Here is a 14,593-nt window from a genome sequence, read left to right as displayed (position 1 = left end):
CACATTGCCTGAAATAACCAAGGGAATCAATTCGTCGGAAACCGCAGAGGAAGCGGGCCCGCCCTGACGGCAGGCCTGAAGGGGACAGATTATTGACGGTAGGCGTGCTTAATCTGCTGAATGCTGTTTTTAAAGATTTCGGCCTGGGTCGGATCTTCGATTTGTGCGATAAAGCGTTCCATGTTGATAATGACTTTCCCGGCATCAGCCTGGCCGATCGACTTCAGGATCAGCGTCAGCGTGGCTTTAAGACAGGCGACTTCTGTTGCCAGCGTTTCCGGGTTTGCAGACGTAGTGAAATCAACGTTGCTCATTTTCTCTCCTGATTTTTGAGGCCGAAGCCTGAAACAATATGCATTTTTGATGCGCACCCACACCGGTTTCATTCACTCTGGCGTGCAGATGCGTCTTTAACTGGGCGCGGAGTATAGCATAGCATGCAGAAATGCATCTGCACTGATGGGGCTGTGCCAGCACGGGGACGAGGCTGCGGGATGGGGAGAAGGTGTCACTGTCGCCAAATTAGGGCACGTACTCATTATTGATTAATGAATCGGCAGCTTGCTGCCAGACATCAGGTTTGTTGGAGAATAATAGGTTAGTTATTTTTCCAAACTTAATAAGTATTTGATCGCTAACTCGCAGTTAACGTGCACAAGTTATTTAAAATATCAATGCTATCTACCTGCCATGTGTTGCCCGTAAGATAAGGAAATAATGTCTTCCATCGTGGTTACCCAAGGGGCAGATAAATGAATGGTTGCTATTTTGTTCATTTTCAATGAATTACAATGGTATTGTATTCGTGCTAATATTATCAATGTTGCGATTGCTTACACTGATTTTACCTGTAGTTAACCTTGGGTTCTGTATCATGGGGCAAAGGTATGCACCGTAATATTTACATCGCCTATTTTCATCGGCAGGCTGGCTTTTATCGGGCTGCGTTAGGGACTAAAATTCAAAAGTCAGGCCCACTGCGCAAAGTTAATCGGGAGTAAGTATTAATCTGTGTTCATTCTTGTCTGAAAAACAAGTAATATCTCAGGCTATAACAGAGGCTGATTGCGTTACTCCCTTCTTTTTGGAGATTTTTCCTTGATTAGCGTTCTTCTTGTTGATGACCACGAACTGGTGCGCGCAGGGATACGACGCATTCTGGAAGATATCAAAGGTATAAAAGTTGTCGGTGAGGCCCAGTGCGGTGAGGATGCCGTTAAATGGTGCCGTGGCAATGCTGTAGATATCGTTCTTATGGATATGAATATGCCGGGTATTGGCGGGTTGGAAGCCACGCGTAAAATTGTACGTTATGCGCCCGACGTTAAAGTCATCATGCTGACTATTCATACGGAAAATCCATTGCCTGCCAAAGTAATGCAGGCAGGCGCTGCGGGTTACCTGAGCAAGGGGGCGGCCCCACAGGATGTCGTCAATGCTATTCGTGCCGTGCAGGCCGGGCAGCGATATATCGCGTCCGACATCGCCCAGCAGATGGCTTTGAGCCAGCTGGAACCGCAGACTGAGACGCCGTTCAGCTGCCTGTCTGAGCGCGAACTGCAAATTATGCTGATGATCACCAAAGGCAAAAAGGTGAATGAAATCTCAGAGCAACTGAGCCTCAGCCCTAAAACAGTGAACAGTTACCGTTACCGTATGTTCAGTAAGCTGAATATCAGCGGCGATGTCGAATTGACACACCTGGCTATCCGACACGGATTGTTCAATGCGGAGACGTTGTTAAGCAGTGAGTGACCGTTTTGATGCCAAAGCATTTCTAAGCACCGTAACCAGCCAACCTGGCGTCTACCGTATGTATGACGCTAGTGGCACGGTTATCTATGTCGGCAAAGCCAAAGACCTGAAAAAACGCCTCTCCAGTTACTTTCGCCAGCAGGTTGGTAGCCGCAAAACGGAGACGTTGGTTAAAAATATCGCGCAAATAGACGTAACTGTTACGCATACCGAAACAGAAGCGCTGTTGCTGGAACATAACTACATAAAGTTATACCAGCCGCGATATAATGTTCTTTTGCGAGACGATAAATCTTATCCGCTGATCTTCCTCAGTGCGGACAGCCACCCGCGGCTGGCTGTGCATCGTGGTGCCAAACACGCCAAGGGCGAATACTTTGGCCCATTCCCCAATTCCTATGCTGTACGCGAGACGCTGGCGCTGTTGCAGAAACTGTTCCCGATACGCCAATGTGAGAACAGTGTGTACCGCAACCGCTCACGGCCTTGTCTGCAGTACCAGATCGGTCGATGCCTGGGGCCTTGTGTCGCCGGGCTAGTCAGCGAGGATGAATACCAACAGCAGGTGGACTATGTGCGTCTGTTCCTGTCGGGTAAAGATCAGCAGGTATTGCATCAGTTGATTGAACGGATGGAAAACGCCAGTAAAGCATTGAACTTTGAAGACGCCGCGCGCATACGCGATCAGATCCAGGCAGTTCGGCGGGTAACTGAACGTCAGTTTGTTTCTGGCAATAGTGACGATCTGGACGTGATCGGCGTGGCGTTCGAGGCAGGTATGGCTTGCCTGCACGTGCTGTTTATTCGCCAGGGCAAAGTGTTGGGCAGCCGTAGTTATTTCCCGAAAGTACCGGGCGGCACCGAAATGAGCGAAGTCGTACAAACATTTGTCGGCCAGTTCTATTTACAGGGTAGCCAGATGCGCACCTTGCCGGCGGAGATTCTGTTGGATTTCACCTTGCCGGAAAAAGACCTGCTGGCTGAGTCGCTCTCTGAACTGGCCGGTCGTAAAATTCAGATCCAGAGTAAACCGCGAGGGGATCGTGCGCGTTACCTTAAACTGGCGCGTACTAACGCGGCGACCGCGCTGACGACCAAGCTTTCCCAGCAGTCGACGATTCACCAGCGGCTTGCAGAATTGGCTAAGGTGTTGAACCTGACCGAGATTAACCGCATGGAATGCTTCGACATCAGCCATACCATGGGAGAACAAACGGTCGCGTCCTGCGTGGTATTTGATGGTAATGGGCCGCTGCGTTCTGAATATCGGCGCTATAATATCACCGGTATTACGCCGGGTGATGACTATGCCGCGATGGCGCAAGTGCTGAAACGCCGTTACGGTAAGGCTCTGGAAGAGAAAAAAATCCCTGACGTTATCTTTATTGATGGTGGTAAAGGGCAACTGGGCATGGCGATTGATGTGTTTAACTCGCTGAATGTGACCTGGGATAAAAACAAACCTTTACTGATTGGCATTGCTAAAGGCGCCGATCGTAAAGCCGGGTTAGAGACGTTGTTCTTTGTACCAGAAGGCGAGGGCATTGCTCTGCCGTCGGATTCGCCGGCGCTGCATGTGATCCAGCATATCCGCGATGATTCGCATAACCACGCGATCACCGGACATCGCCAGAAAAGGGCAAAAGTAAGAAATACCAGCGCGTTGGAACTGATCGACGGTGTTGGGCCAAAAAGGCGACAGGTGTTGTTGAAGTATATGGGCGGACTTCAACCATTATTGAACGCCAGCGTGGAGGAAATTGCAAAAGTGCCGGGTATTTCACAAGCATTGGCAGAAAAGATCTACAATGCATTGAAACACTGAGGGCAATGTAGCAACATACTCTTAATTTCCACTCCAGCCAGATAGTTACCCTAGCATTATGCAATTGAATATACCGACTTGGCTTACTCTGTTCCGCGTAGTTCTGATCCCATTCTTTGTACTGGCATTTTATCTGCCATTCACTTGGGCTCCGATGCTATGCGCCGTTATCTTTGTGTTTGCTGCCATAACCGACTGGTTTGATGGTTTCCTCGCCCGTCGCTGGAAGCAAACTACCCGTTTCGGGGCGTTCCTTGACCCGGTGGCAGATAAGGTGATGGTGGCTGTGGCACTGGTGCTGGTGGCGGAACATTACCACACCTGGTGGATCACTCTGCCTGCGGCGACCATGATTGCCCGTGAAATTATTATCTCGTCACTGCGTGAGTGGATGGCGGAGATTGGTAAACGTAGCAGCGTGGCCGTATCCTGGATTGGTAAAGTAAAAACCATGGCGCAAATGATGTCGCTGGTTGGATTGTTGTGGCGTCCAGATCGCTCCGTTGAGTATGTCTCTTTTGGTTTGTTGTACATCGCAGCGGTGCTGACTTTCTGGTCAATGTTCCAATATTTGAACGCTGCCAGGAAAGATTTGCTGGAACCCTGATCAAAGCGGTGCAAAAATCGTCAAACAAACGTAATGAGACAACAATTTTATTGACTCATTACGTCAGGTAAGTAGAATGCATCGCATCAGACGGCAGCAGTGATTTGCCGAAAGATAGCAAAAAAATCAGTAAGTTCTGATTGATGCGGGAATAGCTCAGTTGGTAGAGCACGACCTTGCCAAGGTCGGGGTCGCGAGTTCGAGTCTCGTTTCCCGCTCCAAATTTGATAAAGCTGGTGTTTCACGAGCTTTAGCCTGAACAAGGCAAATAGAATTTAGGCGCGTTAACAAAGCGGTTATGTAGCGGATTGCAAATCCGTCTAGTCCGGTTCGACTCCGGAACGCGCCTCCAATTTTCCCGAGCCCGGGTGGTGAAATCGGTAGACACAAGGGATTTAAAATCCCTCGGCTTATGGCTGTGCGGGTTCAAGTCCCGCCCCGGGTACCAGGAAAATAAATTCAAGAATAACAAGCAATAAGTAGTAATGTCGTGACCGCCGGAAGGCGGTTTTTTTGTATCTGAAACTCCTCTTCATCATATCTCTTCATTTTCTCCTGTATGATTCCCCGCTGACAAAGCGCCAGATAGAGTTTGATGCATAAACTATCGTGGTGGCTATCGGCCATTTCATCAGCATTTCTGTCGTCGGCTTACAATGCCGATCGATAAGCTTGTGCAATCTGCAAAAGAGTCATCATGTTAATTGCACTGATACGCAGATTTTTACATGAAAGTAGGCCATTTTTTAAAGACGGCCGGCGATAAGTGATCTATAACCAAATAGCGCAAATGAGAAGGAGGATGGGATGAGAGGGGGATTATTTTTGTTGGCTATTTTAATGCTATCCGGCTGCTCAGGGCCTTTGGGGTCAATCTTGGGCGTGATTCCCCAGCATTCTGACATTTGCCCACAGGGCAGAAACTCGATTACGGGTGAATGCCGTTAGTTATCAGGGTTTAAGATGCCGTATCTAAAAGGGTTTACCCGCTTCTGGCCTGCATGGTTTGGTCAACGCGTACATCTGCCCAACTCACGGCGCTGCCAGGATGCGGTTAACGTGACATAACGCCTGCCACACTCCGTTATGAAGACCCTATCCGGTTATGTAAACCGGATATTGCCTTTCAAAGCGTCAGATCTTAACTCCCGGCACCCAGTAGTGAAATATCACCCGCGCTACAGTTCGCCACTAACATCATGACTACGACGACGAGAATAGAGATGATGGTGCATAGATCCGACTTGCGCATGCTTCTCCTTAGCGGCCTGTTACCCCGATAACTTCGATTGCTGCTCTGTGCAGCTTTTGGCTGTAGTCATCGGGTTGTTTCTCGATCTCTTTGATCAGATAGGCGAGAATACTTTGCTTGGTGATGGGTGTGTTAGCGGAAAGCACATGAATGACACTTTTACCGACCAGATGATATATGTGTTCACGGTACGTCTCGATATCTTTATCGCAGAGACCGTAAAGGGAATAATCGATCATAGAATTTTACCGCTGGTGAAATTTAAAATGCCAGCCGAAGCTGGCAGAGAAGCCATATAAAAAATAAAGTCCTGCAAATTCCACTTAGGTTGATATCTATGTGGAAGGTTTACGATAACGTAGTAAGAATATTCCCATCAATAGGCAACGGCAATCCAGATGGTTAATTAGGAAAATCCTCAGGTTATGGGCATAGTGCGGGCTGTGCTGAAGGAGGAACCGAATGGTAAAGGGAGGCAGATTTAATCTTCCGTCTGCGAACTCAGGCTCTCAGGCAGTAGCTGCGCCAGCAGCAGATCGAGCGTTAACATTAGTCCATAACGTGCAGCGCTACCGCCACTGAGTGGCAATACTTTGTCGGCGAATCCAGCCAGCGTGCTGCCAACCGGGGCCAAGGCGATACGGTAAGCGCCAGTAGCGCCGGCCAACTTCGCGGCGTTAAGCAGATCAGCGTTTTCCCCACTCATTGACAGCAGTACAACGCATTGTTGCGTACTGAGCGTGGAGGCCGTCATACGCATCAGCGCGGCGTCCTGGCAGGCAAAGGCAGGATAGCCGAGTCCGACCAAGCGTTGCTGCAATTCATTGACGTAGAGTGCCATGCTATTTACACCAAAAATATGCACGCTTTTGGACTGGCTTAAGTGTTGGCTGGCTTCGATCAACGCCGCATGCTCTACCTGCTGCAGCTGTTGATGGAGCGTGGTTTCTATGTCATTAACGCGTTGCAACCACAGGCGTGGTGGCCCATTAGGCGCCGTTTGTGCGGTTAAATAGCGTGAGCCGCTTACGCTGGCCTGCGCCAATTTCATTCGCAAATCGCGAATATCATCGCAACCAATGGTTTTGGCAAAGCGCGTGATCGTTGCCGGACTGACCCCTGCCTGGGTGGCAAGTAGCTCGATGGTGGCGGAAGACGCGAAGGCGACATCGTCCAAAATGGTTTGCGCGACCTTTGCTTCCTGCTGGCTGAATTGATTTTGGCGTGCGCGGATCTGATAGACAATGTCACCAATATCTTCGCAACCAATGGATTTGGCAAAACGACTGAGCGTTGTGGAACTGACGCCCGGTAGCTTACCGATGCCGGCGGCTGATGCGAAAGCGATATCCATGCTGCCCAATACAGGTTGAGCCACCGCGGTAGCGGCGCTTGCTGGTACGGGTTGGGTGCGCATCAAAGAGACAAAGTCGTTAAGATCCTGGCAGCCAAGGGACTGAGCAAAATGCGCGACGATCTCGGTACTGACACCGGCACGTTCGGCCAGCTGCTCAATGGTTGCCGTTGACGTGAATCCGGGATTATCCAGGATGGTTCGGGCAATTTTCGCCTCCTGGCGATTGAACGGGCTTTGGCGAAACTGAATGTGGTAAACGAGATCCATGACTGCAGTGTCCCTTCTGTTATGCCAATCGGCGATCTGTGTTCCAAACTAGCCTGTTTTTCGCGCGGCATAAAGCCATAACCAGAAGAATAAATTAATGAAAATAATTTTCAATTCATCCTGTGTAAAAACGAGATGCTCCTCTCATCGTTTAGTTGCCAATAATTTATCTTGCTGTTTTTAAAGGTTAAATAGGATTTATGGATTCTGTCTGCGAATAAAAGTCTATCGTCGATCACAGTGTTGAAAAAAATTTTCATGATAATTTTTAGTTAACAATTTGTTTTTTAAAGATTAAGTGAAAATCATAATCAAATCGTATGGATCTAAGGTATTTACAAGCGTGTTACAGCACTGTTTTATATTTGCACAGCCAAGGTGGCTAGTCACAATCGAGGCACCCAAAAATGCAAACAATCGTCTTATGCTGCGCTGCAGGAATGTCTACCAGCATGCTGGTACAAAAAATGAAAACCGAGGCACAAAAGCGTGCTTTGGATATTGAAATTGAAGCCGTACCCGTAGCGGATTTTGAACGCATCGTTGAAAGGGCGGACATTGTACTGTTAGGGCCACAGGTGAAATATGAACACGCGCGCCTTTCGGAACTGGCTGCCCCATTAGGCAAAACCGTTGCGGTTATTGATATGTTGGATTACGGCACCCTGCGTGGGGATAAGGTGCTGGACAAGGCACTGGGCCTGCTGGGCTGATAACACCCTGTGGGGCATTGCCCCTCAAACCCTATTTTTGATTATTTTACAGCGGATTATTTTATTAATCCGTCGGGGCTTGCTGTGCCTGGAATCAGGCCAGGGGAGGTAATGATGGATTTGGAAACGAGTGTTATGGAACTGCTGGTTCATGCCGGGAGTGCACGCAGTTCTCTGCTGTCGGCATTGCAACTGGCACGCCACGGTGAGTTTGACGCCGCGGATGTCAAGCTGGAAGAGGCGAAGTCCGGCATCGGCCGGGCGCATAGCATGCAGACGGAACTGATAGGCATGGACGAAGGCTGTGGAAAAATACCGGTCAGTTTAATTCTGGTGCATGCGCAGGACCATTTGATGAACGCGATGCTGATCCAGGATCTGGCCACTGACATGATCGAGCTTTATCGTCGTTTACCTCAAGGGGCAGGCAATGACTAAAATAACCGTAATTGGTGGTGGCAGTAGCTATACGCCAGAGCTGGTCGAAGGGTTGATCGCGCATTATCAGGATGTGCCATTGACCGAACTGGCGCTGGTGGATGTTGAATCCGGTCGGGAGAAAGTGGGCATCATTGCTGAACTGACCAAAAGAATGTTCAAACGTAACGGGTTGGAACAGGTGGTCGTTTCGGTGCATTTTTCGCTGGAGCCTGCCATCCGTGGTGCCCGCTTTGTGCTAACTCAACTGCGGGTGGGGCAATTGGCTGCCCGCGCAGCTGACGAACGCCTAGGGTTGAAATATCAACGTCTTGGACAGGAGACAACGGGCGTCGGTGGTTTTGCCAAAGCGCTACGGACCATTCCGGTGATGTTGGAGGTGGCCCGCACGGTGGAAGCCGTTGCACCGGATGCCTGGATCATCAACTTCACCAACCCTGCCGGGATCGTCACCGAAGCGGTATCACGCTACAGCAAGGCGAAGATCATCGGCGTGTGTAATGTGCCGATCACGATGCACCACATGATTTCCGACATGCTGAAAGCGCCGCACGATCAGGTGGATCTGCGTTTCGCCGGGTTGAACCATATGGTGTGGGTGCACCAGGTGACGCAAAGCGGCAAGGATGTCACCGCCGACGTATTGAACATGCTAAGCAATGGCGAAACGCTGTCGATGAATAACATCAAAGAGCTGCCGTGGCCGCCTGCGTTTTTACAGGCTCTGGGGGCGATTCCCTGCCCATATCACCGCTATTTTTATCAAACGGCTGGAATGCTGGAGGAAGAGATAGCCGCAGCTGCTGCGCAAGGGACCCGGGCTGAGCAAGTGATGAACGTTGAAGCGGAGTTATTTGCTTTGTATGCCGACCCCGCATTGGATAAGAAACCCGAACAACTGCGCTTCCGTGGCGGTGCGTTCTATTCTGAAGTGGCGGTCGAGTTGATCCGTGCCATTCATAACAACAGCGGTAAGGTGCTGGTGGTGAACACCCGCAATAACGGCGCTATTCAGGGCTTGCCGGACGATGCGGTGATTGAAACCAACTGTGTGATCGATGCACAGGGCGCACACCCACTGAGTTTTGGTCCGATGCCGCTGGCAATGAACGGGCTGACTCAACAGGTAAAAGATTTTGAACGGCTGACTATTGAGGCCGCCGTGCATGGCGATCGTCAAAGTGCGCTGTTGGCGTTGGTCGTGAATCCGTTGATTGGTGGTGTCGGCATTGCACAACCGTTGTTGGATGAGGTGCTGAGCCTGAATCAAGCCTATTTACCGCAGTTTAATTAAGTCGAAATTCCATAATAACAATCACGACAGAGCCGGCTTTGCCGGGCAGGGGGGATGATGGCGGGTTTAAATAGCATTCTTGAACGTTACGTATTGCCTACGGCGTTAAAAATCGCGGGGCAAAAACACATTTTGTCGGTGCGGGACGGCATAATTCTCAATATGCCCTTTATGTTGATTGGGTCATTCTTCCTGATCTTCGCCTATTTGCCGATCCCCAGTTATGCCAATCTGATGGGGGAGATATTCGGCGCGGCCTGGCGCGACAAATTGCTGTACCCGGTTAAGGCAACCTACGACATCATGGCGATTATCTCCAGCTTTGGCATCGCCTACCGGCTGGCGGAAAAATACCGCGGCATGGACCCGCTCAGTACCGGTGCTGTTTCGCTGGTGGCGTTCATCATGACCATTCCCCAGCACACGTTGTTTGCGCCAGTGAAAGGCGCGGCCGAGCAGATCGTCAAAGGCGTGTTGCCGATGAATTTTATCGGCAGTCAGGGGTTGTTTGTCGCGATTGTCGTCGCGTTGCTATCGACGGAAATCTACCGTTTTGTGCATAACCGTAACCTGGTGATCAACATGCCGGAAGGGGTTCCGCCCGCGGTGGCCAAATCCTTCTTGGCACTGATCCCAGGTTTTTGCGTATTGGCGGTGATATTGCTGTTGCGCCTTATCGTTGAAGCCACGCCGTTTGGCGATATCAACACCATGATCGCTACGCTGATCGGGATCCCGATGCACCACGTGGGCGGAACACTGCCGGGGATGATTTTCTCGGTAATCCTGATTGGTCTGCTATGGACATTGGGGCTGCATGGCGACGCCATTGTATTGGTCTTTATTCAGCCGGTGTGGCTGGCAAATATGTCGGAAAATCTGGTCGCATTTCAGAACAATCAACCGATCCCACACATCATTACTCAGCAATTTTACGATCTGTGGATTGCCCCCGGTGGGACAGGAGCCTTATTGGGATTGGTGATCTTTATGCTGGTGCGCAGCCGTAGTGCGCAGATGAAACAGTTGGGAAAAATTGCTGCGCCAGGTTGCCTGTTCAACATCAGCGAACCCATGGTGTTCGGTATTCCGTTGGTGATGAACCCGTATTTCTTCCTGCCCTTTATTTTGACGCCGGTAGTCTTGGTGATCGTGACTTACAGTGCGATGGCAACCGGGCTGGTAACGCCCCCAGTCGGTATCGCGTTGCCCTTCACCACGCCAATTTTCATTAGCGGTTATTTAGCAACCGGCGGCCATATATCGGGAACGGTGATCCAAGTCGTGAATCTTCTTATTTCAATGGCGATTTACTACCCGTTCTTCCGTGCCTGGGATAAGCAAAAATACCGTGAAGAAAATCATGCGGCTGCGTCGGTGCAAAGTGCTGTGGCGGGTGAACAAACCTCGACACCGTAATTATGCATACCCGTCAGGGAGGCCATCGCCGTTTTTGTAGAGAGTGACAAAAGTGGCGTGCCATAACACCAAAACCGCCGCCAGGCGGTTTTTTACTTGGCAGAGCGAGCGATGAAGCGTATTAGCGGAGGCTTTCGAGCCAGTGGAAAATGCGTGCAAGGTTGAGGGTAATATCGCCGATGTTAAATATCGCACCTACCCATACTGCAATCATGGCAGCCACTCCAATGACAACCGGCAGATCCATTTTATTCATTGGCTATCGTCTTCAATGGGTTAACAAGTTTTCAAGCCTAGCATTAATCGCTTCGGGGATAAAACCTCAGTCTAGGCTTGCCTGGATTTGGCATACCAAAAAAAGCCACCCGAAGGTGGCTTATCCAAAGAACGTTGTTTAGTCCAGTTTAGGGTGCTGGTCGATCAACGTTTGTCTTTTCTTTTCCAGTTCAGCGATCTGCTCATTGATGTCATCGACTTTCTGTTCGATGTTGTCGTAGTTCTCTTGCAGCAGCTCTTTGGCTTCCGACCGGTCCGATGCAGCCGGTGTGGCGCCGCGAAGCGGTTTATTGGCTGTTTCCTTCATGTACAACCCGGTGATCAGACCGATCACCGCAACGACCATCAGGTAGTAGGCCGGCATATAGAGGTTGCCGGTTGATTCGACTAACCATGCGGCAGCCGTTGGCGTTGCACCGGCAACCAGTACCGAGATGTTGAACGAGATCGCCAGGGCGCTGTAGCGAATATGCGTCGGGAACATCGCAGGCAAGATAGAAGCCATCACGCCAGTGAAGCAGTTGAGCAACACGGCCAACACTAATAGGCCAACGAAGATCAAGCCAATTACACTGCTGTTGATCAGAATAAAGCACGGTATCGCCAGCGCCAACAGGCCGATGCTGCCGCCGATGATAAACGGCTTACGGCCGATGCGATCGCTGGTCAGGCCGATGACCGGCTGTACAAACAGCATACCGATCATGACGGCGATGATGATCAGGACGCCGTGGTCTTCCGAATAATGCAGATTATGCGACAGGTAGCTCGGCATGTAGGTCAACAACATGTAATAAGTCACGTTGGTTGAAATTACGATACCGACACAGACCAGCAAGCTTTTCCAGTGCTTGGCGGCAATCTCCTTGAATGAGGTCTTCGGTGGATTTTCGATGGCGTTGCGATCTTCCTTTTCCATCTTATCCACATGCTGCTGGAACGCGGGGGTTTCTTCCAAGGCATGACGCAGGTAGAGGCCAATTAAGCCCAAAGGCGCAGCGATAAAGAACGGAATGCGCCAACCCCAATCGAGGAAATTAGTTTCACCCACGATGCTGGAAATCAGCACTACAACGCCAGCACCCATGACAAAGCCGGCAATGGAGCCGAAATCAAGCCAGCTTCCCATAAAGCCGCGCTTTCTGTCCGGTGAGTATTCGGCAACGAAGATGGCTGCACCAGAGTATTCGCCGCCCACTGAAAAGCCCTGCGCCAGCTTGGCCAGCAGCAGTAAGATCGGGGCCCAGATGCCGATCGACGCATACGAGGGGATCAGACCGATACAGAAAGTACTCACCGCCATAATAATAATGGTGATGGAAAGGACTTTTTGACGCCCGAACTTATCGCCCATGGCGCCAAAGAAGATGCCACCGAGCGGACGAACCAGGAAGGGGACAGAGAAGGTGGCCAGTGCGGCGATCATCTGTACGCCGGGAGTGGCGCCAGGGAAAAAGACTTGCCCAAGCGCGTAGGCCACAAAGCCATAGACGCCAAAGTCGAACCACTCCATTGCGTTGCCTAATGCAGCCGCGGTAATGGCCTTCTTGAGTTTGCTGTCGTCAATAATGGTGATGTCATTAATATGCATCGGTTTATGTCGTTTTTTTCTTAACTTCATATAATCATCCCTTAATCAATTTTAGTCGTACGTAAATTCGCAATCCTTCTGCCCAGTTATCAATTTGGCTAATCTAAGTGCTTTGCACAGAGATCGGCTATTGCCATTTTTTGTGTGACGCGAATCACGTAATATCTCAATTTTCACCGAGAATATGTCATTTAGGTGACTAATTATTTTGCATGTATAGCTTAACGTTATATCTTGCAGCGATCAAATTTAGCAGTTTATCTTATGTTTTTGCACCGAATTAGTGCATGAATCGATTAACTAATGTGCTGATTGGCGTTTTTTTGTCTGATTGTGGATGCGTAAAGTATAGGAAGAATTGCCACAAAAACCGGCAATGTTTATGTATTTGACGGGCGTGGAAAAAGGCCCGGCGGAATGCCAGGCCGATGTGTTATTGCGGGGAACCCCCAAATTCCAGATAAAGTTGCGCCAGGTTTTGGTACTGGTCAAAGCGGTTTTCATCCAGAGCTAGCTCCGCCAGCCGGCGGCGGTTTTGCGCATCTAGCCAGAAATTGATAGGGACTGCCCCTTGCCGGTAACGGCTTTCATTGAGTTGTTCAGATTTACGTGCCAATGCCAGCGCAGCGCGAAGATGCTTCTCTTGCGCGAGTAATTGCGTTCGTAACGAGAGGGCATTATCGACGTCAGCCATGGCTTTATAGAGAGCCTGTTTGAACTCAAGGACTTGCAGTTCATAGTCGCTGCGCGCAATGTTGATGTCGACGTTCATTTGCCGCCATTCAAGGAAAGGCAGCGACAGACCAGCCCCCACGCTGGCAAGCGGATTGCGCAAAAATTCCAGCAGGGCGCTGCTGCTGGCGCCTAAAGAACCTGTCAGGCTAAACGCCGGATAGTACTGCGTGCGTTTTATGTCGACGTTGGCCAGCGATTCACGCAAGCGAAGTTCTTTGGCGCTGATGTCCGGGCGATGCTGCAGGACGCTGGCTGGAATACCTGCATTGATTTGGGGCAGCGGGCCGGTTGGCAGACGCGTGGGTTCAACCAATGCGCTACCCGGCGGTGCGCCTAACAGAAGCGTCTGTTCGTTCAACGCTTGCTGACGTTCACGCAACAGGGCCAAATGGGTGCTTTCTTGATTGATTAGGCTCTGCTCTGCATCCACGACGTCCAACGAAGAGACGCTGCCCGCATGGTAGCGTGCGTTCGCCAATTGCAGCGTTTGTCGGGAGTACGCGATGCTTTGTTGGCTGACGCCGATCCGTTGATTGATAAAGCCGATACGCCAATAATTTTTACTGGCGCTGGCGAGCAATGCCAAGCGTGCGCTTTGTAAATCCTGTTGGGTTGCTTGGCTTGCCCATTCTGCGGCATCCCGTTGCCGTGCCAATTTACCCCACAGATCCACTTCATAGCTGACACCAAGGTTAGCGCTGCTGCTTTTGTTCCAGGCAGATGAATCGGAAAGAGCCGTATTTGCGCCGGTATTGAGTGACGCGTTCACGCTCGGTGCCGTGCTGATATCGACGCGCTGCGCTGCCAACTGGGCACGGTAAACACGTAACGCAGCCGCAGCCACATCGTTGTTGCTTACCATCACCTGTTGTAGCAGGCGGTCTAGCTGGGGATCGTGAAAATCCTGCCAGTCAAAGGGAACCGGTGTGGCTGCATCGGTTCCTGACTGCCAGTGAGCGGGGTAGTCCACCTTTGGTGGCTGATATTCACTTTTAAGCGTGTTGCCGCAGCCAGCACTGACGAGTGCTGCGACACATAATGCCAGGGGGGATAAAATTTTCATA

The 14,593-nt window shown here is 50.5% G+C and carries 13 protein-coding genes and 3 tRNA genes; 10 read left to right on the top strand and 6 right to left on the bottom strand.

Going from position 1 to position 14,593, the window contains the following annotated elements:
• Positions 1–89: 89 nt before the first annotated feature.
• Positions 90–314, bottom strand: a complete 225-nt coding sequence (locus tag AC2FC2_RS04115; RefSeq protein WP_020826235.1) for a DUF2594 family protein — start codon at positions 312–314, stop codon at positions 90–92.
• Between the two features lie 784 nt (positions 315–1,098).
• Between AC2FC2_RS04115 and uvrY the strand changes: the two genes are divergently transcribed.
• From uvrY to AC2FC2_RS04085, 6 genes are all read left to right on the top strand, one after another.
• A complete protein-coding gene (gene uvrY, locus AC2FC2_RS04110; RefSeq protein WP_012006273.1) occupies positions 1,099–1,755 on the top strand; it encodes a UvrY/SirA/GacA family response regulator transcription factor in 657 nt (218 codons plus the stop codon).
• A complete protein-coding gene (gene uvrC, locus AC2FC2_RS04105) occupies positions 1,748–3,580 on the top strand; it encodes an excinuclease ABC subunit UvrC (RefSeq protein WP_209632684.1) in 1,833 nt (610 codons plus the stop codon). Before uvrY ends, uvrC begins: the two co-directional genes overlap by 8 nt.
• Before the next feature lie 58 nt (positions 3,581–3,638).
• The gene (pgsA, locus tag AC2FC2_RS04100) at positions 3,639–4,187 is read left to right on the top strand and encodes a CDP-diacylglycerol--glycerol-3-phosphate 3-phosphatidyltransferase (RefSeq protein ID WP_209632685.1); all 549 of its coding nucleotides are present in this window, start codon (positions 3,639–3,641) and stop codon (positions 4,185–4,187) included.
• A gap of 145 nt (positions 4,188–4,332) precedes the next feature.
• A tRNA-Gly gene (locus tag AC2FC2_RS04095) sits at positions 4,333–4,408 on the top strand.
• 57 nt (positions 4,409–4,465) lie between these two features.
• Positions 4,466–4,539, top strand: a tRNA-Cys gene (locus tag AC2FC2_RS04090).
• A 10-nt stretch (positions 4,540–4,549) separates the two neighbouring features.
• Positions 4,550–4,635, top strand: a tRNA-Leu gene (locus AC2FC2_RS04085).
• Positions 4,636–5,447: 812 nt separating this feature from the next.
• On the opposite strand, the gene AC2FC2_RS04080 is transcribed toward AC2FC2_RS04085, so the two are convergent.
• Complete coding sequence (locus tag AC2FC2_RS04080) at positions 5,448–5,678, bottom strand: biofilm development regulator YmgB/AriR family protein (protein ID WP_209632686.1); 231 nt, start codon at positions 5,676–5,678, stop codon at positions 5,448–5,450.
• A gap of 242 nt (positions 5,679–5,920) precedes the next feature.
• Positions 5,921–7,063, bottom strand: coding sequence for a MurR/RpiR family transcriptional regulator (locus AC2FC2_RS04075; RefSeq protein ID WP_209632687.1), 1,143 nt, complete (start codon positions 7,061–7,063; stop codon positions 5,921–5,923).
• A gap of 407 nt (positions 7,064–7,470) precedes the next feature.
• Here AC2FC2_RS04075 and AC2FC2_RS04070 point away from each other — a divergent pair, with 407 nt between their 5' ends.
• From AC2FC2_RS04070 to celB, 4 genes are all read left to right on the top strand, one after another.
• Positions 7,471–7,776 (top strand): PTS sugar transporter subunit IIB, encoded by a 306-nt coding sequence (locus AC2FC2_RS04070; RefSeq protein WP_209632688.1) that lies wholly within the window; start codon positions 7,471–7,473, stop codon positions 7,774–7,776.
• Between the two features lie 111 nt (positions 7,777–7,887).
• A complete protein-coding gene (locus AC2FC2_RS04065) occupies positions 7,888–8,214 on the top strand; it encodes a PTS lactose/cellobiose transporter subunit IIA (protein WP_209632689.1) in 327 nt (108 codons plus the stop codon).
• On the top strand, positions 8,207–9,508 hold the full coding sequence (locus tag AC2FC2_RS04060) for a 6-phospho-beta-glucosidase (RefSeq protein WP_490658785.1): 1,302 nt from the start codon (positions 8,207–8,209) through the stop codon (positions 9,506–9,508). The genes AC2FC2_RS04065 and AC2FC2_RS04060 overlap by 8 nt, the downstream gene beginning before the upstream one ends.
• Positions 9,509–9,565: 57 nt before the next feature.
• On the top strand, positions 9,566–10,927 hold the full coding sequence (celB, locus tag AC2FC2_RS04055) for a PTS cellobiose transporter subunit IIC (protein WP_404759845.1): 1,362 nt from the start codon (positions 9,566–9,568) through the stop codon (positions 10,925–10,927).
• A gap of 121 nt (positions 10,928–11,048) precedes the next feature.
• Here the strand turns inward: celB and AC2FC2_RS04050 are convergent, their stop codons facing one another.
• The 3 genes from AC2FC2_RS04050 to etsC all read right to left on the bottom strand — a co-directional run bounded on the left by AC2FC2_RS04050 (position 11,049) and on the right by etsC (position 14,592).
• Positions 11,049–11,183 carry a hypothetical protein gene (locus tag AC2FC2_RS04050; protein WP_490307697.1) on the bottom strand — a complete coding sequence of 45 codons (135 nt, stop codon included), beginning with the start codon at positions 11,181–11,183 and terminating at the stop codon, positions 11,049–11,051.
• A gap of 138 nt (positions 11,184–11,321) precedes the next feature.
• Positions 11,322–12,824, bottom strand: a complete 1,503-nt coding sequence (gene proP / locus AC2FC2_RS04045; protein WP_209632692.1) for a glycine betaine/L-proline transporter ProP — start codon at positions 12,822–12,824, stop codon at positions 11,322–11,324.
• A gap of 403 nt (positions 12,825–13,227) precedes the next feature.
• Entirely contained in the window at positions 13,228–14,592 is a 1,365-nt protein-coding gene (etsC, locus tag AC2FC2_RS04040) for a macrolide efflux RND transporter outer membrane subunit EtsC (RefSeq protein ID WP_209632693.1), read from the bottom strand.
• Position 14,593: the final 1 nt, after the last annotated feature.

The organism is Serratia sp. CoH_122_TC_1 (assembly GCF_058191755.1).
Note: the sequence above shows the minus strand (reverse complement) of the source record. Positions and strands in the feature narration are given on the sequence as shown.